The 21,723-nt window shown below is 34.8% G+C and carries 10 protein-coding genes; 2 read left to right on the top strand and 8 right to left on the bottom strand.

The genetic code is table 11. From position 1 onward, the window contains the following. Nucleotides 1–29: 29 nt before the first annotated feature. The 4 genes from ACE01P_RS12625 to ACE01P_RS12610 form a co-directional block, all read right to left on the bottom strand. The gene (locus tag ACE01P_RS12625; protein ID WP_379698223.1) at nt 30–2,294 is read right to left on the bottom strand and encodes an aconitate hydratase; all 2,265 of its coding nucleotides are present in this window, start codon (nt 2,292–2,294) and stop codon (nt 30–32) included. 124 nt (nt 2,295–2,418) lie between these two features. Next, the gene (locus tag ACE01P_RS12620) at nt 2,419–5,190 is read right to left on the bottom strand and encodes a bifunctional aconitate hydratase 2/2-methylisocitrate dehydratase (protein ID WP_379698220.1); all 2,772 of its coding nucleotides are present in this window, start codon (nt 5,188–5,190) and stop codon (nt 2,419–2,421) included. A 379-nt stretch (nt 5,191–5,569) separates the two neighbouring features. Then, nucleotides 5,570–6,523 carry an AAA family ATPase gene (locus ACE01P_RS12615; protein WP_379698217.1) on the bottom strand — a complete coding sequence of 318 codons (954 nt, stop codon included), beginning with the start codon at nt 6,521–6,523 and terminating at the stop codon, nt 5,570–5,572. A gap of 78 nt (nt 6,524–6,601) precedes the next feature. Then, nucleotides 6,602–8,032 carry a peptidylprolyl isomerase gene (locus ACE01P_RS12610; protein ID WP_379698214.1) on the bottom strand — a complete coding sequence of 477 codons (1,431 nt, stop codon included), beginning with the start codon at nt 8,030–8,032 and terminating at the stop codon, nt 6,602–6,604. Nucleotides 8,033–8,499: 467 nt separating this feature from the next. On the opposite strand from ACE01P_RS12610, the gene ACE01P_RS12605 reads away from it, so the two are divergent. Together ACE01P_RS12605 and ACE01P_RS12600 are read left to right on the top strand one after the other, a co-directional pair. Further along, complete coding sequence (locus tag ACE01P_RS12605) at nt 8,500–9,942, top strand: alpha-amylase (protein WP_379698211.1); 1,443 nt, start codon at nt 8,500–8,502, stop codon at nt 9,940–9,942. Nucleotides 9,943–10,091: 149 nt separating this feature from the next. Beyond that, nucleotides 10,092–11,684: a peptide chain release factor 3 gene (locus tag ACE01P_RS12600; RefSeq protein WP_379698208.1), complete on the top strand. Its 1,593-nt coding sequence runs from the start codon at nt 10,092–10,094 to the stop codon at nt 11,682–11,684. A 58-nt stretch (nt 11,685–11,742) separates the two neighbouring features. Here ACE01P_RS12600 and ACE01P_RS12595 read toward each other — a convergent pair whose 3' ends face one another. The 4 genes from ACE01P_RS12595 to rpoB all read right to left on the bottom strand — a co-directional run bounded on the left by ACE01P_RS12595 (nt 11,743) and on the right by rpoB (nt 21,552). Then, entirely contained in the window at nt 11,743–12,495 is a 753-nt protein-coding gene (locus ACE01P_RS12595) for a hypothetical protein (protein ID WP_379698205.1), read from the bottom strand. A gap of 332 nt (nt 12,496–12,827) precedes the next feature. Continuing rightward, on the bottom strand, nt 12,828–13,139 hold the full coding sequence (locus tag ACE01P_RS12590; RefSeq protein ID WP_308066959.1) for a DUF3467 domain-containing protein: 312 nt from the start codon (nt 13,137–13,139) through the stop codon (nt 12,828–12,830). Between the two features lie 10 nt (nt 13,140–13,149). Next, nucleotides 13,150–17,457, bottom strand: a complete 4,308-nt coding sequence (gene rpoC / locus ACE01P_RS12585) for a DNA-directed RNA polymerase subunit beta' (protein WP_379698202.1) — start codon at nt 17,455–17,457, stop codon at nt 13,150–13,152. A gap of 282 nt (nt 17,458–17,739) precedes the next feature. Next, a complete protein-coding gene (gene rpoB, locus ACE01P_RS12580) occupies nt 17,740–21,552 on the bottom strand; it encodes a DNA-directed RNA polymerase subunit beta (RefSeq protein ID WP_379698200.1) in 3,813 nt (1,270 codons plus the stop codon). Nucleotides 21,553–21,723: the final 171 nt, after the last annotated feature.

Here is a 21,723-nt window from a genome sequence, read left to right as displayed (position 1 = left end):
CGGTTTTTAATATAATAGAATCTTAAATATTAAGCTTTTCCAGCTGCGATTAAATTTAATGCAGAACCTGCAACAAACCAACCGATTTGACCTTCGTTATACGTATGATTAGCCAAAATAATATCTTTTGTACCATCAGCGTGAACAAATTCTAATGTCAAAGGTTTACCTGGAGCAAATTCTGTTAAATCTAAGAAGTTGATTGTATCGTCTTCTTGAATTTTATCGTAATCTGCTTCATTCGCAAATGTCAATCCTAAAAGACCTTGTTTTTTAAGGTTTGTTTCGTGAATACGAGCAAAAGATTTTACTAATACCGCTTTAACTCCTAAGAAACGAGGCTCCATAGCCGCATGCTCACGAGAAGATCCTTCTCCGTAGTTATGATCTCCAACTACAATAGATGGAACTCCAGCTGCTTTGTATGAACGAGCTACAGCAGGAACAGCATCATATTCTCCAGTTAATTGATTCTTAACAGAGTTTGTTTTTTGGTTGTAAGCATTTACAGCTCCAATCAACATATTATTAGAAATGTTATCTAAGTGTCCACGGAAACGTAACCAAGGTCCAGCCATAGAAATGTGATCTGTAGTACATTTTCCGAATGCTTTAATCAACAATTTAGCACCAGTGATATTTTTACCATCCCAAGCGTTAAATGGAGCCAATAATTGCAAACGCTCTGAAGTTGGATTTACAACAACCTGAACTCCTGAACCATCAGCAGCCGGAGCTTGAAATCCTGGATCTTCAGCGTAGAAACCTTTAGAAGGAAGCTCATCTCCAGTTGGAGCGTCAAGTTTTACTTCTTCCCCATCTTCATTGATTAATGTATCTGTTAATGGATTAAAACTTAAATCACCTGCAATGGCCAAAGCAGTTACCAATTCTGGAGAACCTACGAAAGCCAATGTATTTGGGTTACCATCTGCACGTTTTGAGAAGTTACGGTTGAAAGAGTGCACAATTGTGTTTCTCTCTTCTTTTTCTGCTCCTTCTCTATCCCACATACCAATACATGGTCCGCAAGCATTTGCGAAAACAGTTGCTCCAATTTTATGGAAAGTATCAATAAATCCATCTCTTTCGATTGTAGAACGAACTACTTCAGAACCCGGAGTGATTGTAAACTGTGATTTTGTTTTTAAATTTTTATCTGCAACTTGTTTTGCCAATGAAGCAGCGCGTGAAATATCTTCGTAAGAAGAGTTTGTACAAGAACCAATTAAACCAACTTGAATTTGTAATGGCCAGTTATTTTTAACCGCTTCTTCTTTCATTTTAGAAATTGGAGTAGCTAAATCTGGTGTAAATGGTCCATTTAAATGCGGTTCTAATTCAGATAAGTTAATTTCAATCACTTGATCAAAATATTGCTCTGGATTAGCATATACTTCTGGATCTCCTGTTAAATATGGAGCGATTTTGTCTGCAGCATCTGCTACTTCTGCTCTATTTGTAGAACGAAGGTAACGGCTCATTGAATCATCATAACCAAAAGTTGAAGTTGTAGCTCCAATTTCAGCACCCATATTACAGATAGTACCTTTACCTGTACAAGACATAGAAGTTGCGCCTTCTCCAAAATATTCTACAATAGCACCAGTACCACCTTTTACAGTCAAAATACCAGCAACTTTAAGAATTACGTCTTTTGGAGCCGTCCAACCTGATAATTTACCAGTTAATTTAACTCCGATTAGTTTAGGAAATTTAAGCTCCCAAGCCATTCCAGACATTACATCTACAGCATCTGCTCCACCAACACCAATAGCAACCATTCCTAAACCACCTGCGTTTACAGTGTGAGAATCTGTACCAATCATCATTCCTCCAGGGAAAGCATAATTTTCAAGTACAACTTGGTGAATAATTCCAGCTCCTGGTTTCCAGAAACCGATTCCGTATTTATTAGAAACTGACGACAAGAAGTCGAAAACCTCATTACTTTGTGTTTTTGCTCTAGCCAAATCGGTTACAGCATCTACTTTTGCCTGAATTAAGTGATCACAGTGAACAGTTGTTGGAATTGCCACTTTAGATTTACCAGCATGCATAAACTGTAATAATGCCATTTGTGCAGTTGCATCTTGACAAGCTACGCGATCGGGTGCAAAATCAACGTAATCAACTCCTCTTCCAAACGCCTTAGTAGGATTTCCATCCCAAAGGTGATTGTATAAAATTTTCTCTGTTAAAGTAAGCGGACGACCAACAATCTCGCGCGCTTTGTCAACGCGACCGGGCATGTTTTCGTACACTTTTTTAATCATTTCGATATCAAAAGCCATAGATTTTTTTGTTTTTATTATTCTTTTTTGAACATGACAAGTTACAAAAAATAGAACAATTATTACTAAAAAAGCCCGAGTTTTATGACTCGGGCTTTTAAAATATGATTAAATAATCTTTCGATTACATAACTAATTGTTTGTTAGAAGGCGCGAACTTAGTTAAGTTGATACCATCTACCGCAGCAGTATATTCTTCCATAGTTGGAGTTCTACCTAAAATCGTAGAAAGAACTACAACTGGCGTAGAAGAAAGCAATGATTCTCCTTTTTTACCTTCTGTATCTTCTACAACTCTACCTTGGAATAAACGAGTAGATGTTGCCATTACCGTATCTCCTTTAGCTGCTTTTTCTTGGTTACCCATACAAAGATTACATCCAGGACGCTCTAAGTATAACATATTTTCGTATTCTGTACGAGCTGCACCTTTAGGAGCATTATCGTCAAATTCGAAACCTGAGTATTTTTGAAGAACTTCCCAATCACCTTCAGCTTTCAACTCATCAACAATGTTGTAAGTTGGAGGAGCAACTACAAGAGGAGCATTAAATTCAACTTTTCCTGTTTGTGCTTCAACGTTTTTCAACATTTGAGCAAGGATTTTCATATCTCCTTTGTGAACCATACAAGAACCGATAAATCCAAGATCTACTTTTTTCTCTCCACCATAGAAAGATAATGGTCTGATAGTATCGTGAGTATAACGTTTAGAAACGTCTTTATTATTAACGTCTGGGTCAGCGATCATTGGTTCAGCAATTTCATCCAAATCAACTACAACTTCAGCATAATATTTAGCATTTGCATCTGGAGTTAAAGCTGGTTTTTCACCAGATTTAATTTCTGCAATTCTCTTATCTGCTTTGTTGATTAAGCCTTGAAGAACTTGTCTGTCGTTATCCATTCCTTTGTTGATCATAATTTGGATTCTGCCTTTAGCAATTTCCAATGATTCAATCAAAGTATCATCTTCTGAAATACAGATAGAAGCTTTAGCTTTCATTTCTGCAGTCCAGTCTGTAAATGTAAACGCTTGGTCAGCAGTAAGAGTTCCGATGTGAACCTCAATGATTCTACCTTGGAATACGTTCTCACCGTTGAATTTCTTAAGCATTTGAGCTTGTGTAGCGTGAACCACATCACGGAAATCCATATAACCTTTCATGTCTCCTTTGAAAGTTACTTTTACAGATTCTGGAATTGGCATAGAAGCCTCTCCAGTCGCCAATGCAAGAGCAACAGTTCCTGAGTCAGCACCAAAAGCAACACCTTTAGACATTCTCGTGTGAGAGTCACCACCGATAATGATTGCCCATTCGTCGATAGTAATATCGTTAAGTACTTTGTGGATAACGTCTGTCATTGAGTGGTAAACACCTTTCGGGTCACGAGCTGTGATCAATCCGAAGTTGTTCATGAACTTCATCAATTTAGGAATATTAGCCTGAGCTTTTTTATCCCAAACAGAAGCAGTGTGACAACCAGATTGGTAAGCACCGTCAACGATTGGAGAAATAACTGTAGCAGCCATAGACTCTAATTCCTGAGCAGTCATAAGACCTGTAGTATCTTGAGAACCTACAATGTTTACTTCTACACGAACGTCAGAACCAGCGTGCAACACTTTACCTTGTGCAATACCTACAGCATTTTTGTTGAAGATTTTCTCAACTGCAGTTAAACCTTGTCCTTCGTTAGAAATTTCTTTAGATGGAGCAAATACAGCAGGAGCTTCAATATCTAATAATTTAGCAGCAAATGTTTGTAATTTTTTACCAAATACAATTGCATATGATCCTCCAGCTCTGATGAACTCTTTTTTCTGAGGAGTAAATGATCTAGAAATATCAATTAATTCTTGATCACCGTTGTATAATTTTTTAGTTTGAGTATTGATAGTCAAAACAGTTCCTGTAGCAACAGAATAAGCTTGCTCAAGAATTGGTTCGTTATTTTCGTTCAATACTGGTTTTCCGTCTGCATCAACTTTTTTAACCCAGTTTTTAAGGTCAATTCCAATACCTCCAGTTACGTCAACTGTAGTAAGGAAAATTGGAGAAATACCATTTGTACCTCCAACAATTGGAGCAATATTTACGAATGGAACATATTGACTTGCTTGTTTTCCTGTCCAAAGTGCCACGTTGTTTACACCTGACATTCTAGAAGAACCAACTCCCATTGTTCCTTTTTCAGCAATTAACATTACACTTGCATCTGGATGTTTTGCCTGAAGCGCCTGAATTTCTTTTTGAGCTTCTGGCGTAATCATACATTTTCCGTGAAGTTCACGGTCAGAACGAGAGTGCGCTTGGTTTCCTGGAGAAAGTAAATCTGTAGAGATATCTCCTTCACCAGCAATATATGTAACAACTTTAATTTCTTCAGCTATTTCTGGAAGTTTAGTAAAAAACTCAGCTTTTGCATAACTTTCGATAATTTCTTTAGCAAATGCATTATCATTTTTGAAAGCTTCTTTCAAACGATCTGTATCTGCGTCGTAAAGGAAAACTTGAGTTTTAAGAACATCTGCCGCTTGTTGAGCAATTGCATCATCAAATCCTAAAGCTAAATCTAATAACACTTCGATTGAAGGTCCACCCTTCATATGCGATAATAATTCAAAAGCAAAAGCAGGCGTAATCTCTTTTACAATTGATTGACCTAAAATGATTTCTTTTAAAAACTTTGCTTTTTCACCAGCAGCACTTGTAGTACCCGGTAACGTATTGTAAATAAAAAACTTAAGAGAGTCTTCGCGATTTACGTTATCAACATCTTTAATTTGAGCAATGATTTCGCTTAATAATTCAGCTCCATCGATTGGTTTAGGGTGTAACCCTTGATTTTTTCTTTCTTCAATTTCTTGAATGTAATCCTGATAAATATTCATAATAAAAGCGGATTTATTTTTTTGAGGCAAATTTAAGCATTAAAGACGATAATTAAAAAAAATTTAATAGAACAAGCCTTTTCAAAAATTATTATTGCTAAAAAACGATTTTCACTGCTTGTTTTTGCCGAAAACTCAATTTTACATCAAAATAATGAATTATTAACATTTAAAGATCTTTTCTTTAACAAAGTCGAAATTCGTTGTTGTAAAACAAGTAAGTTTTTACACCTATTTTCAAGAAGAATCTTTCTAAATAAGCAATTATAACGTTATAGTTGAGATTTTAAGCGTCGTTTGAGGAGAGTTTTCAGACTTGCTAAAAACAAAAAATCCTGACAATAAATTATCAGGATTCTAGTAAATATATTTTTTGATTTTACATCAATTTTTTAATAATAACTTCTTCAGTTATTCCTTCAGCATCTGCTTTATAGTTTTTAATAATTCTGTGTCTTAAAATACCTGTCGCGACTGCTTGAACATCTTCAATATCTGGCGAAAACTTTCCATTAAAAGCCGCGTGTGCTTTTGCTGCCAGAATCAAGTTTTGTGATGCTCTAGGTCCTGCACCCCAATCTAAATAGTTTTTTACAAAATCGTTAGTCAAATTATTATCAGGACGTGTTTTGCTTACTAGTGTTACGGCATACTCAATAACATTATCCGCAACTGGAATTCTACGGATTAAATGTTGAAAATCGATAATTTCCTGAGCAGTAAACAACGGATTAATTTCTGTTTTAACATCAGAAGTTGTTCTTTTTACTACTTGAACTTCTTCTTCAAAAGTTGGATATTCCAATTTAATAGCAAACATAAAACGGTCCAATTGAGCTTCTGGCAAAGGATAAGTTCCCTCCTGCTCAATAGGGTTTTGAGTTGCCAAAACAAAATAAGGCAAATCTAATTTATGATGTTGTCCCGCAATTGTAACCGATCTCTCTTGCATCGCTTCTAACAAAGCTGCTTGTGTTTTTGGCGGTGTTCTGTTTATCTCATCAGCCAAAATAATATTAGAGAAAATTGGCCCTTTAATGAATTTGAAATTTCTGTTTTCATCCAAAATTTCACTTCCTAAAATATCAGAAGGCATCAAATCTGGCGTAAACTGAATTCTTTTAAAATCTAGACCTAAAGCCTGAGATAAAGTATTTATCATTAAGGTTTTTGCTAAACCTGGAACTCCTATTAAAAGTGCATGCCCTCCGGAAAATATACAAAGTAAAATTTGATCTACAACGGCGTCTTGCCCTACAATGATCTTCGCTATTTCTTTTTTTAATTCGTTTCTTTTTTGAACTAAATTGTGAATTGCTGTTACGTCAGACATTTATGAATGTATTAAAAATTAAAAAGAGTTAATTCTATGAATTCATAAAACTAACTCTTTTTATTTATTTATTAAAACTTATTTTTTCAACCAATTGTTTGCAAAAGAACAATCTTTATACTCTCCAATAATTTTGATGTAAGTATCTTTAATTTTAGCATCAAACCATTTTCCAATTGCGTTGATCTGCTTTTCTTTTAATGCTAATTCCTTAATCTTAGTATAATCTTTAGCATAATCTGCAGTGTGCTCGTCAATTCTGTTGGTAACTGTAATTAACTTATATGTTTTTTTACCCTTATCATCAGTATTTAAAAGTGGCTGAGAAATCTCATCTCCTTTTAAATTTGAAACTTGGCTATACAAAGTTGGATCCATTTTAGTCAACTCAAATCTAGTATCTTGTGTTGTTGGATTTACCAATGTTCCTCCATTTGTTCTAGTTTCTTTTTCATCAGATTCAGTTCTTGCAGCCTCAGCAAAAGTCAATTCTTTATTGATGATTTTATTTCTAATATTTGTAATTCTCTCTTTAGCTTCTTTTAAAGCAGCTTCTGAAACCGTTGGAGAAATCAAAATATGGCGAAGTTCAACCTCCTGTCCTTTAATTTTTTCTACCATAATAATATGGAATCCAAAAGTAGTTTCAAATGGTTGAGAAATCTCACCTGCTTGTAAACTAAAAGCAACATCTTTAAACTCTTTAACAAAAGGAGTTTTTCTTGTCATTTTATAATATCCTCCGTTTGGCGAAGATCCAGGATCTTGAGAGTATAAAACTGCTTTTGTCGCAAAACTAGAACCTTCAAGAACATCTTGTCTTATAGCATTTAATCTATCAATAACTTTTTGCTTGTCTTCTTTAGAAATTTTAGGCTCAACAACAATTTGTGCTACTTCCATTTCAGCACCAAAAGTTGGCAATTCGTCTTTTGGAATTTTCTTAAAGAAATTACGAACTTCTTCTGGAGTAATTTCAACATCTTTAATGATTTTGTCTCTCATTTCAGAAGCTAATTTCTGCTCCTTCAAGATGTCTGCAAAATAAGTTTTAAACTCTTCTACAGAACCTTTTTTATAGTATTCAACTACCTTATTAATGTCACCTACTTGCTGGGTCATGTAGTTAAGACGCTCTTCCATCATACTTCTAACCTCGGCATCACTTACAATAATACTATCCTGAATTGCTTGGTGAGCGTATAATTTATCTTCTAAAAGCTTACCCAACATCTGACATCTTGTAATATCTTTTGTAGATCCGCCTTGAGCAGTAATTTCCAAAAATCCTTTATCGATATCAGAATCTAAAACGATATAATCTCCTACAGTCGCAATGATTCCGTCGATTTTCAATTTTCCACCAGTAGGAGCTTCAACTGGTTTTTGAGCAACAACATCAGGAATAATTTCTTGCGCTGTTATAATTGGAGCAAAAAAAAGAAAAAAACAAATTGTTAGTGCAAACTTGTAATCAATTGTTTTTAGCTGTAATTTTTTTAATAGCATTATTTTAATTTTTATTTGAATGTAAGCCTGTTTTAGATAATCCCCCTGAAATTATTGATGTTGAACTTAAACATAAATAATTAAAGTATAGTTCTTTCGTAACTTATAACGAACAAAAATAACAATTCAATTACATAATCCAACTATCCGATATACTATTAACAAAAAATTATAGGATAGTCTATTTCTATTTTTCAAATTCAACTGAATGCATTTCTATGATTGCTTCCTTTTTTTAGCTTTCAACAATAAATAAACATCTAATTATAAGCACCATAATAAAAAGTTCTCAATACTACAACGTTTTCGTAACAACTTATTTTCTTACAAATTAAAATTAAATCAAAAAAATTTTACTTTAGATGCGTAATTATCAATTTACCATATTAAAAAATAACAATACTTGCCTTTTTAAAGCTCAAAATTGAATAATTGCAAACTCACTATTTAACTTAACCACATCTATCATGAAAAAACCTATTTTAAAATTATGCCTCATTACGGCATTTACCGGACTACTGTATTCGTGTTCTCAAAATGAAATTAACGAATCGGATGCAAAAGCTGAAAGTCAGAAATTTAAAGTTATTGATGTTACGCATCACGATGGAAAACCTTTTAGCACAGGAGTTTCAAGCAACTCTACAACAGGAAAATATGTTGACAATCCTGGTGGAGGTGTTATGATGCAAGCTTTCTATTGGGATGTTCCTGCGGGAGGAAATTGGTGGAATACCGTAAGCAGCAAAGTTACTGCATGGGGAAATGCCGGAATTGGTTCTATTTGGCTTCCGCCAGCTTCAAAAGCACAAAACGGAGCTTTTTCTATGGGATATGACCCAACAGATTATTTTGATTTTGGAGATTACAATCAGAATGGAAGTACCGAAACAAGATTTGGATCTAAAACTGAATTGGTAAACCTAATTACAGCAGCACATAATGAGAATATAAAAGTGTATGCAGATATTGTAATTAATCATAATAGCGGCGGACAATCTGAAGCAAATCCGTTTACGGGAACAAATACTTGGACCAATTTTACAGGAGTTGCTTCGGGTAAATTTCCTCGTACCTATAATGATTTCTATAAAAATAGTTACGGAAATAATGACGAAGGATCTTTTGGTGGTTTTCCAGATTTATGCCACGCTGCGCCAAATGTTCAAAATTGGCTTTGGCTTAGAACTGACGGCGTTGGAAAATATTATAAAAACACCATGAAATTTGATGGTTGGAGATTTGATTATGTAAAAGGTTTTGGTGCATGGGTTGTAAATGCTTGGAATGCCAATGTTGGCGGATTTTCTGTTGGAGAATTATGGGATTCTAATGTAAATGTATTAAATGACTGGGCAAACAATGCCAACAGTTCTGTTTTCGATTTTGCTTGTTATTACAAAATGAATGATGCTTTTGACGGAAATAATTTGGCGCTTTTAAATGATGATATGATGTGGAAACGTAATCCGTATAAAGCGGTGACTTTCGTAACCAATCATGATACAGATGAAATTTGGAGCAAAATGTTAGCGTACTCTTATATATTAACTCACGAAGGTTATCCTACAATTTTCTACAGAGATTACGAAGAATGGTTAGACAAAAACAAGTTGAACAATCTAATTTGGATTCACAATAATAAAGCAACTGGAACAACTTCTATTTTATATTCTGATAATGACGAATATGTTGCTAAAAGAAACGGATATAATGGAAATCCAGGATTGGTAGTTTACATTAACAACTCCGATGTTTGGCAAGAAAGATGGATTCAAACCAATTGGGCCAATACTCAAATTAAAGATTTCACAGGAAACTCAACTTGGTATCCAACAACTCAAGCAGACAAATGGGTAAAAATACAATGTCCTCCAAAAGGATATTCAATTTGGTCAATTAATCAGTAATTTTAAAAATGACTATTTAAGGCTGTTGCAAAACAGCCTTATTTTTTTCTTTAAAAATCCATTCAGAAAAAAGACTTCCAAATTTAAGAACTGAATATTTTTATAAAGCCGTAATTTAATAGTACTTTTGCAACCTATTTATACGAAATATGAGCTTTTTAAAAGAAATACAACGCAGAAGAACATTTGGAATTATCTCGCATCCCGATGCTGGTAAAACGACACTAACAGAGAAATTACTTTTATTTGGAGGTGCAATTCAAGAAGCAGGAGCTGTAAAAAATAATAAAATTAAAAAAGGAGCAACGAGTGACTTTATGGAAATCGAACGCCAAAGAGGGATCTCGGTTTCGACTTCTGTGCTTGCTTTTAATTATAAAGATAAAAAAATCAACATCCTTGATACTCCTGGACACAAGGATTTTGCTGAAGACACATTTAGAACTTTAACTGCTGTTGATAGCGTTATCGTTGTAATTGACGTTGCAAAAGGGGTTGAGGAACAAACAGAAAAACTAGTTGCTGTTTGTAGAATGCGTAACATTCCTATGATTGTTTTCATCAACAAATTAGACCGTGAAGGTAAAGATGCTTTCGATCTAATGGATGAAGTAGAACAAAAATTAGGTTTAAAAGTAACGCCTTTAAGTTTCCCAATCGGAATGGGTTATGATTTCCAAGGAATTTACAATTTATGGGAAGAAAACATTAACCTTTTCAGCGGAGACAGTCGTAAAAATATTGAAGAAACAATTGCTTTTTCTGATGTTCAGAACAATCCAGAATTAGATAAAATTGTGGGTGAAAAAGCAGCAAATAAACTTCGTGAAGAATTAGAATTAATTGACGAAGTATATCCAAAATTCGAACGTCAAGATTATTTGGATGGAAAAATCCAGCCAGTATTCTTTGGTTCTGCTTTGAATAATTTTGGAGTTCGTGAATTGTTAGATTGTTTCATTACAATCGCTCCTTCTCCAAGACCAAAAGATTCTGAAACTCGTACAGTTGAGCCTACAGAAGAAAAAATGTCTGGATTTGTTTTCAAAATCCACGCAAATATGGATCCGAAACACCGTGACCGTTTAGCGTTCATCAAAATCGTTTCTGGAACTTTTGAAAGAAACAAACCTTATTATCACGTGCGTCAGAAGAAAAATTTAAAATTCTCTAGTCCTAACGCCTTTTTCGCTGAGAAAAAAGAAATTGTAGACATTTCTTATCCAGGTGACATTGTTGGTTTGCACGATACAGGGAACTTTAAAATTGGAGATACTTTAACAGAAGGCGAAATCATGAGCTTTAAAGGTATTCCAAGTTTCTCTCCAGAGCACTTTAGATACATCAATAATGCTGATCCTATGAAAGCTAAGCAATTAGAAAAAGGAGTTGATCAGTTAATGGATGAAGGTGTGGCTCAGTTATTTACTTTAGAAATGAATAACCGTAAAGTTATCGGAACGGTTGGAGCACTTCAGTATGAGGTAATTCAATATCGTTTAGAGCATGAATATGGCGCAAAATGTACATATGAAAACTTCCCTGTACACAAAGCTTGTTGGGTTAAACCTGATGATGCTAAAAATGAAGAGTTCAAAGAATTTAAACGTATCAAACAAAAATTCCTTGCTCATGATAAATACGGTCAATTGGTATTCTTAGCAGATTCTGATTTTACAATTCAAATGACGCAAAGCAAATATCCATCAGTAAAATTATTCTTTACATCGGAGTTTGATTAAAATATCATTATTGAAATACAAAAGGCTGTTTAAATTTTAAACAGCCTTTTTTTATTATCTAAATTTCCTTTGTTGTTTTTTCAGGGATATAATTAACCCCTAATCCGCCTGCAATATAAACTCTAGAAAGCTCATCAGCTGAGATAATTATATTTTGATGCAATACATTATCTTTCACTGAACTCACATCAAAATTAACCGCTTTAGACAGATAATAATCGTCTGCTGTAATGACTATTTGAAATGTTTTAGAATCTTTGGCAACCAAAATTGGAATTAAAAACTCTCCTGTTTTCGAATTCACTTTCACATTACTTCTTGAACCATTAATACTAATCTCAAGATTTCTGTATGTTTTTTTATCAAAGGGCTTATTAGTTTTAGCTTCTAACAATTTACCTTTCACAAAGATTGACTGTTCTTGTGTATTTTGAACGTAAGCAACTTTACCAACTGTATAATGAGCGGGTTGAAGAACTGTAATTTCTGTTTCAACAGTCGTTTTTTCTTGCCCTGTAACATTCGAAGCAAGCAAAAGAGAAGCAGCAACGGCAGCGTACTTTAAATTATTAATCTTAGATGTTTCATTAATTTGAAATTCTTCCTCTAACTGTGTTGTTTTTAATCTTGCACAAATATTTTGGTCTCTGTTTTCAGAAATGAATTTAGCAACTTCAGAATTCGTTTTTTTACTTAAATCAATTACATTTTTCATGCAAGAATCGCAAAATGAACCATTTGCATTAGGAATCATTTTATCAAAATTTTCAGAACATGGACTTGCTATTTCTAAAGTGAATTTCTTTTTCATGATACTCCTATTTAAAATTAGAAATCTTTCATTAGACTTCTTAATTATATAGAGTAGATTTTACATGAAAAGGTTGGGAAGAAGACAAAAAAAATTCACACTAAATTTTCAGTATAAAAAAAGCGCTAAATGTATTAGCGCTTTTTTATAATTTGAATTAATCAACCTTTACTAAGTCATTATATTTCAAAATTCAATCTTTTTTAGGTAATACCAATTTAAAACAATACATAATTGAAAAGAAATTTAGTCGATTAAAGTAATTTAAATCAGATAAACTACATTCTTTTACTGTATTCAAAAAAAAAGCCCCTTAAAAAGGGGCTTTAAATTTATGCTTGTCCAGTTGGACCGAAATTAAGCGGAATTGGCGCTTGTTCCGTTTCTTTGATTTCGCCATGAGCTGCTTCAAATCTGTGGATGTTTTCACCTATTGCTTTCAATAATCTTTTAGCATGTTGTGGTGTCAAAACAATTCTTGACTTTACCTTGGCTTTAGGAATACCCGGCATAATGCTCACAAAATCTAAAACAAACTCTGATGACGAGTGATTAATTATCGCAAGATTTGAATAAATTCCTTCTGCGATGCTTTCATCTAACTCAATATTAATTTGCTCTTGTTGTTGTTTCGGATTACTCATAGTTTCCTAATTAATAAATGTATTCTTCTTTATTAGCCATCATTTCGTTGTAATCGTCTTTAGATCCTACGATAGTGTTATCGTACTCTCTCATACCAGTTCCCGCAGGAATTCTGTGTCCAACAATTACATTTTCTTTTAATCCTTCTAGATCATCTACTTTACCAGCTACTGCAGCTTCGTTAAGTACTTTCGTTGTCTCCTGGAATGAAGCCGCAGAAATGAATGATTTAGTTTGTAACGAAGCTCTTGTAATACCTTGAAGAACTGGCGTTGCAGTTGCAGTGATTACATCTCTTGCTACAACAAGATTTTTATCATTTCGTTTCAATAATGAATTCTCATCACGTAATTCACGAGGTGTAATAATCTGACCTGGTTTCAATACTGAAGAATCTCCAGCATCTTCAACTACTTTCATACCGTATAAGTTATCATTTTGAACGATAAAATCTTTAGTATGAATTAATTGATCCTCTAAGAATAAAGTATCACCTGGATCCTGAACTCTTACTTTACGCATCATTTGACGAATAACTACCTCAAAGTGCTTGTCATTAATTTTTACCCCTTGTAAACGGTAAACCTCTTGAATTTCATTTACCAAGTACTGTTGAACAGCAGCTGGACCTTGAATTCTTAAGATATCATCTGGTGTAATTGCACCGTCAGACAATGGAACTCCCGCTCTTACGAAGTCATTTTCTTGTACTAAGATTTGGCTAGAAAGTTTAACTAAATACTTTTTAATTTCACCAAATTTAGACTCGATAACGATCTCACGGTTACCTCTCTTAATTTTTCCAAAAGATACAACACCATCAATTTCAGATACAACTGCTGGGTTTGAAGGGTTACGAGCCTCAAGCAACTCAGTAATTCTAGGAAGACCTCCCGTGATATCGCCCGCTTTAGAAGAACGACGTGGAATCTTAACTAATACTTTACCTGCTTTAATTTTCTCACCATTTTCAACCATTAAGTGTGCACCTACTGGTAAGTTGTAAGAACGAATCAATTCACCTTCTTTACCGTAAACCAATAAAGTTGGGATTAATTTTTTGTTTCTAGCCTCAGAGATTACTTTCTCTTGGAAACCAGTCTGCTCATCGATCTCAACCATGAACGATTGTCCTTGCTCTAAATCTTCGTAAGCAATCTTACCAGTAAATTCAGAAACAATTACACCGTTATATGGATCCCATTTACAGATTACAGTTCCTTTAGCAACAGTATCTCCATCATTAACAAAAATACTAGATCCGTAAGGAATGTTATGTGTATTTAAAACAATTCCTGTTTTTTCGTCAACTAATTTTAACTCAGTTGAACGAGAAACTACGATATCAACAGAGTTTCCTTCTCCGTCTTCACCTTTAACTGTTTTTAAATCTTCAATTTCAAGTCTACCTGCGAATCTTGTAACAATACTAGATTCTTCAGAGATACCTCCAGCAACCCCTCCAACGTGGAACGTACGAAGTGTTAACTGTGTACCTGGCTCTCCAATAGACTGAGCCGCAATAACTCCGACAGCTTCACCTCTTTGTGTCATCTTACCAGTAGCTAAGTTTCTACCGTAACATTTCGCACAAATACCTTTTAAAGCTTCACAAGTTAATGGAGATCTAACTTCTACTTTTTCAATTGGAGAAGCTTCGATAGTTCTCATAATTGCTTCAGTAATTTGTTCTCCAGATTTAACCATTACTTCATTAGTAAGAGGATTAATAACGTCTTGTAATGCAACACGTCCTAAAATTCTCTCTCCTAAAGATTCAACGATTTCCTCATTTTTCTTCAATGCTGCAACTTCAACACCTCTTAAAGTTCCACAATCTTCGATGTTAACAATAACATCTTGAGAAACGTCATGAAGCCTTCTTGTCAAGTAACCAGCATCGGCCGTTTTAAGAGCCGTATCCGCAAGACCTTTACGAGCACCGTGAGTAGAAATGAAGTACTCAAGGATCGAAAGACCTTCCTTAAAGTTAGAAAGAATCGGGTTTTCAATAATCTCACCACCACCAGCAGTAGATTTTTTAGGCTTAGCCATCAAACCACGCATACCAGTTAACTGACGAATCTGCTCCTTAGAACCCCTTGCCCCAGAGTCAAGCATCATATATACAGAGTTGAAACCTTGTTGGTCTTCTCTAATATTTTTCATTGCTAATTCTGTTAACTGAGCATTCGCTGAAGTCCATACGTCAATAACTTGGTTGTAACGCTCGTTATTTGTGATAAGACCCATGTTATAGTTAGTTGAGATACCTTCAACTTGCTCTCTAGCATCTGCAATTAACTTCGTTTTTTGTTCTGGAATTCTAATATCACCTAAAGAGAATGATAAACCTCCTCTAAATGCGAATTTATAACCCATATCTTTCATATTATCCAAGAAAGCTGCCGTTGTAGGTACATCAGTCACACTTAAAATGTGTCCGATAATATCTCTAAGGTTTTTCTTAGTCAATACGTCATTGATATATCCAGCTGCTTCAGGTACTACTTCATTAAATAATACACGTCCTGCAGTTGTTTGAATAATTTGGTACACTAATTCTCCAGCGTCGTTAAAATCTTTTGCACGGATTTTCACACGAGCATTCAATTCTAATCTTCCTTCGTTTAATGCAATGTTTACTTCTTCAGCAGAATAGAAAGTCAAATCCTGACCAATAATTTTGTGATCTTCTGTAGAAATACGCTCTTTGGTCATATAATATAGACCCAAGACCATGTCCTGAGAAGGTACAGTAATTGGAGCACCATTTGCAGGGTTCAAGATATTGTGAGAAGCCAACATTAATAATTGCGCCTCTAAAATAGCCTCTGGTCCTAATGGTAAGTGAACCGCCATCTGGTCACCATCGAAATCGGCGTTGAAAGCCGTACATACTAATGGGTGTAACTGGATCGCTTTTCCTTCAATTAATTTTGGTTGGAATGCTTGAATACCAAGTCTGTGCAAAGTAGGAGCACGGTTAAGTAATACTGGGTGTCCTTTAATTACATTTTCAAGGATATCCCAAACTACAGGCTCTTTTTTATCAATGATTTTCTTAGCAGATTTTACTGTTTTTACAATACCTCTTTCGATCAACTTACGGATAACGAATGGTTTGTATAACTCAGATGCCATATCTTTTGGCAATCCGCACTCATATAATTTCAACTCTGGACCAACGACGATTACCGAACGAGCAGAATAATCCACACGTTTTCCTAAAAGGTTTTGACGGAAACGTCCTTGTTTACCTTTTAATGAGTCAGATAATGATTTTAATGGTCTGTTTGATTCTGTTTTAACAGCAGAAGCTTTACGTGTGTTATCGAATAATGAATCTACAGATTCTTGTAACATACGTTTTTCGTTTCTTAAGATAACTTCTGGAGCTTTAATCTCCATTAATCTTTTCAAACGGTTGTTACGGATGATTACACGACGATATAAATCGTTCAAATCTGAAGTTGCAAAACGACCTCCATCAAGTGGCACAAGTGGACGTAATTCTGGTGGGATAACAGGAACCACTTTCATGATCATCCATTCTGGACGATTTTCGCGGTTTAAGTTAGACTCACGGAAAGACTCAACAACTTGTAATCTTTTTAAAGCTTCAGTTTTTCTTTGTTTAGAAGTCTCGTTGTTAGCACTGTGTCTTAATTGGTAAGACAACTCATCTAAGTCAATACGAGCCAATAAATCCATAATACACTCTGCACCCATTTTGGCAACAAATTTATTAGGATCTAAATCATCTAAATATTGATTTTCTTGTGGAAGAGTATCTAAAATGTTTAAGTATTCTTCTTCAGTTAAGAAATCTAATCTTTGTAATGATTCTCCATCTGCGTTTTTAGCGATACCTGCTTGGATTACTACGTATCTTTCGTAGTAAATGATCATATCTAATTTCTTAGAAGGAAGACCAAGGATATAACCAATTTTGTTTGGAAGAGAACGGAAGTACCAGATGTGAGCGATCGGCACAACAAGGTTGATGTGTCCTACTCTATCACGACGTACTTTTTTCTCAGTAACTTCAACACCACAACGGTCACAGATGATACCTTTGTAACGAATTCTTTTATACTTCCCACAAGCACATTCGAAATCTTTTACTGGTCCGAAGATTCTTTCGCAGAAAAGTCCGTCACGCTCTGGTTTGTGAGTTCTATAGTTAATTGTTTCTGGCTTTAAAACCTCTCCTCTTGATTCTTTCAAGATAGATTCTGGTGAAGCCAATCCAATAGAGATTTTGTTAAATCTTTTTACTGGATTTTTATCTTTATTGTTTCTGTTATTCATCATAGTTTTTACTATTGATTTATTTGCAATTAAAAAATTGAATTTAGATTTATAATCTACTCTTTAAAAAATTAAAGAGTTAATCATTCAGCTACTACCTCGGGTTACTTCTCTAAACTTCAAATTCTTATTTGAAGCGCTAGTTATAAAATGCCTTGCATTGTTACAAAAAATCGGAACGGGTTACGGGTATAAATCTTTAAAAACTTGTAACATTTAGTAAACAGTCTCAGTCCCAGTTTTCAGTGCTAAACTGAATACTGAGACTGTAACTGAAAACTTTTATTATTCTTCCAAACGAAGATCTAAACCTAGACCTTTCAATTCGTGCATTAATACATTGAATGATTCTGGTAAACCTGGTTCTGGCATAGTTTCTCCCTTAACGATAGCTTCGTAAGTTTTAGCTCTACCAATAACGTCATCAGACTTAACAGTTAAGATTTCACGTAGTGTACTAGAAGCTCCATAAGCCTCAAGTGCCCAAACCTCCATCTCTCCAAAACGCTGACCTCCAAATTGAGCCTTACCTCCAAGTGGCTGTTGCGTAATCAATGAGTATGGTCCAATAGAACGTGCGTGCATCTTATCATCAACCATGTGTCCTAATTTAAGCATGTAAATTACACCCACAGTCGCTTTTTGTGCAAAACGCTCTCCAGTTCCACCATCAAATAGGTAAGTATGTCCAAAACGTGGTACGTTAGCCTCATCAGTCAAAGCATTGATCTCGTCTAGAGAAGCACCGTCAAAAATTGGAGTAGCAAATTTTCTACCCAAGTTCATACCAGCCCAACCTAATACAGTCTCATAAATCTGACCGATGTTCATACGTGAAGGTACCCCAAGTGGGTTCAACACGATATCAACTGGCGTTCCGTCTTCAAGGAAAGGCATATCTTCATGACGAACGATTCTAGCAACAATACCTTTGTTACCGTGACGTCCTGCCATTTTATCCCCTACTTTCAACTTACGTTTCTTAGCAATATAAATCTTAGCTAATTTCAAGATTCCAGATGGTAATTCATCTCCAACTGTAATAGTGAATTTTTCTCTTCTTAAAGATCCTTGTAAGTCGTTTAGCTTAATTTTATAGTTATGAATCAAATCATTAACCATTTTATTTGTAGCATCATCAGCAACCCATTGACCTTTGCTTAAGTGAGCGAAATCTTCTACTGCATAAAGCATTTTTTGAGTATATTTTTTACCTTTTGGTAAAACTTCTTCACCCAAATCATTCATTACACCTTGAGATGTTTTTCCGTTAACGATCAAGAATAATTTTTCAACTAATCTGTCTTTTAATTCAACAAATTTAGTTTCAAACTCCATTTCTAAAGCGCCTAAAGCATCTTTATCTTGAGTACGTTTACGTTTATCTTTTACGGCTCTTGCAAATAATTTTTTGTCAAGAACTACACCATGTAAAGATGGAGAAGCTTTTAATGAAGCATCTTTTACATCACCAGCTTTATCTCCGAAGATTGCACGAAGCAATTTCTCCTCTGGAGTTGGATCTGATTCTCCTTTTGGTGTAATTTTTCCGATCAAAATGTCGCCAGGTTTAACCTCTGCTCCAATTCTAATCATACCGTTTTCATCTAAATCTTTAGTAGCTTCTTCAGAAACGTTAGGAATATCGTTTGTTAACTCTTCGTTTCCTAACTTAGTATCTCTAACCTCTAATGAATAATCATCAACGTGGATAGATGTAAAGATATCATCACGAACTACTTTCTCAGAAATTACAATCGCATCCTCGAAGTTGTACCCTTTCCATGGCATGAACGCAACTTTTAAGTTTCTACCTAAAGCTAATTCTCCATTTTGAGTAGCATATCCTTCAGACAATACTTGACCAGGAACAACTCTATCACCTCTTCTTACGATTGGTTTCAAGTTGATACTTGTACCTTGATTGGTTTTTCTAAATTTAATTAAATTGTACGTTTTCTCATCAGCATCAAAACTTACCATTCTCTCGTCTTCTGTACGGTCGTATTTAATAGTAATGATGTTAGCATCTACGTATTCTACAGTACCATGCCCTTCAGCATTGATTAATACTCTTGAATCTGAAGCTACCTGACGCTCTAAACCTGTACCTACAATTGGTGCTTCAGGACGGATCAAAGGAACTGCCTGACGCATCATGTTCGATCCCATCAACGCACGGTTCGCATCATCATGCTCCAAGAAAGGAATCAAAGATGCAGAAATCGAAGCGATCTGGTTAGGAGCAACGTCTGTATAATGAACTACTGATGGCTCAACAACCGGGAAGTCACCTTCCTCACGAGCAATAACATTGCTAGCTGTAATTTTACCAGTTTCATCCATTTCAATGTTTGCCTGAGCAATCATTTTTCCTTCTTCTTCTTCAGCACTTAAGTAAATTGGCGTACTTTCTAAATCAACTACACCATTAGTTACTTTACGGTATGGAGTTTCAATGAATCCCATTCCGTTAACTTTTGCATAAACACCAAGAGATGAAATCAAACCAATGTTTGGTCCCTCAGGAGTTTCAATCGGACATAAACGACCATAGTGTGTATAGTGAACGTCACGAACCTCGAAACCAGCTCTCTCTCTCGAAAGTCCACCTGGTCCAAGTGCAGAAAGTCTTCTTTTGTGTGTAATCTCCGCTAATGGATTCGTTTGATCCATAAATTGAGATAACTGGTTAGTACCAAAGAAAGAGTTGATAACTGATGATAATGTTTTAGCATTAATCAAATCAATTGGTGTAAACACCTCGTTATCTCTAACGTTCATTCTCTCACGAATAGTTCTAGCCATACGTGCTAAACCAACACCGAATTGTTGAGACAATTGTTCTCCAACTGTTCTAACACGACGGTTTGATAAGTGATCAATATCATCAATCTCTGCTTTAGAGTTGATCAATTCGATCAAATATTTTACGATTGTAATGATATCTTCCTTAGTAAGCACTTGCTTATCCATAGGGATATCTAAATCTAATTTTTTGTTCATTCTGTAACGACCTACCTCACCTAAGTTGTAACGTTGGTCAGAGAAGAACAATTTATCTATAATACCACGAGCAGTTTCCTCATCAGGCGGTTCAGCGTTACGCAACTGACGGTAAATGTGCTCTACAGCTTCTTTTTCAGAGTTTGTAGGGTCTTTTTGTAACGTGTTGTGGATAATAGCATAATCTGCTTGATTATTATCCTCTTTATGTAACAAGATAGACTTAACGTTAGAATCGATGATCTCTTCAACATTATCTTTGTCGATAATTGTATCACGATCAAGGATGATTTCGTTACGCTCGATAGAAACAACCTCTCCGGTATCTTCATCTACGAAATCCTCGTGCCATGTATTCAATACACGTGCAGCAAGTCTTCTTCCAATATATTTCTTAATACCTGTTTTAGAAACTTTAATTTCTTCAGCTAAGTCGAAAATCTCAAGGATATCTTTATCTCTTTCGAATCCGATAGCACGGAATAAAGTAGTTACAGGTAATTTTTTCTTTCTATCGATATAAGCGTACATTACGCTGTTGATATCTGTAGAGAACTCTATCCAAGAACCTTTAAAAGGAATTACTCTTGCAGAATAAAGTTTAGTTCCATTTGCGTGGAATGATTGTCCAAAGAAAACCCCTGGAGAACGGTGTAATTGAGATACTACAACACGCTCGGCACCATTGATTACAAAAGTACCACTAGGAGTCATGTAAGGTATTGTTCCAAGATAAACATCTTGTACAATTGTTTCAAAATCTTCGTGTTCTGGATCTGTACAGTATAGTTTTAACCTAGCTTTTAAAGGCACACTATAAGTAAGACCTCTCTCTATACATTCTTGAATTGTATAACGTGGCGGATCAACAAAATAATCTAGGAACTCCAATACGAAGTTATTTCTCGTATCTGTAATTGGGAAGTTTTCCATGAAGGTATTGTATAACCCTTCGTTGCCTCTTTCGTCAGATTTCGTTTCTAATTGGAAGAAATCTTTAAAAGATTTAACCTGAACATCCAAGAAATCCGGATAGTCAGGAATGTTTTTTGTAGAGGCAAAATTCAATCTTTCAGTCTGATTTGTTATCATCAATGGACAAAATTTTGATTAAAAAAAAGTAATTTTTTTTGTGTAAAAACACACTGCGTAGTTTATACTTTCTTTTTAAAACCAATACATCTTTAAAAATAAACCAAGAATTCAGTTCAATTTTTTTTCTTCGTATTGATCAAAAACTTTTTCGTATTTTAAACTAATTTG

The organism is Flavobacterium sp. HJSW_4 (assembly GCF_042436695.1).
GTDB lineage: Bacteria > Bacteroidota > Bacteroidia > Flavobacteriales > Flavobacteriaceae > Flavobacterium.
The sequence above is the reverse complement of the archived record's forward strand: the minus strand, read 5'-3'. Positions and strand labels throughout refer to the sequence as shown.

Bases quoted from the DNA above. Each gene is read 5' to 3' on its own strand.
- ACE01P_RS12625 (WP_379698223.1), bottom strand. From the start codon at position 2,294: ATGGCTTTTGATATCGAAATGATTAAAAAAGTGTACGAAAACATGCCC.
- ACE01P_RS12620 (WP_379698220.1), bottom strand. From the start codon at position 5,190: ATGAATATTTATCAGGATTACATTCAAGAAATTGAAGAAAGAAAAAAT.
- ACE01P_RS12615 (WP_379698217.1), bottom strand. From the start codon at position 6,523: ATGTCTGACGTAACAGCAATTCACAATTTAGTTCAAAAAAGAAACGAA.
- ACE01P_RS12610 (WP_379698214.1), bottom strand. From the start codon at position 8,032: ATGCTATTAAAAAAATTACAGCTAAAAACAATTGATTACAAGTTTGCA.
- ACE01P_RS12605 (WP_379698211.1), top strand. From the start codon at position 8,500: ATGAAAAAACCTATTTTAAAATTATGCCTCATTACGGCATTTACCGGA.
- ACE01P_RS12600 (WP_379698208.1), top strand. From the start codon at position 10,092: ATGAGCTTTTTAAAAGAAATACAACGCAGAAGAACATTTGGAATTATC.
- ACE01P_RS12595 (WP_379698205.1), bottom strand. From the start codon at position 12,495: ATGAAAAAGAAATTCACTTTAGAAATAGCAAGTCCATGTTCTGAAAAT.
- ACE01P_RS12590 (WP_308066959.1), bottom strand. From the start codon at position 13,139: ATGAGTAATCCGAAACAACAACAAGAGCAAATTAATATTGAGTTAGAT.
- rpoC (WP_379698202.1), bottom strand. From the start codon at position 17,457: ATGATGAATAACAGAAACAATAAAGATAAAAATCCAGTAAAAAGATTT.
- rpoB (WP_379698200.1), bottom strand. From the start codon at position 21,552: ATGATAACAAATCAGACTGAAAGATTGAATTTTGCCTCTACAAAAAAC.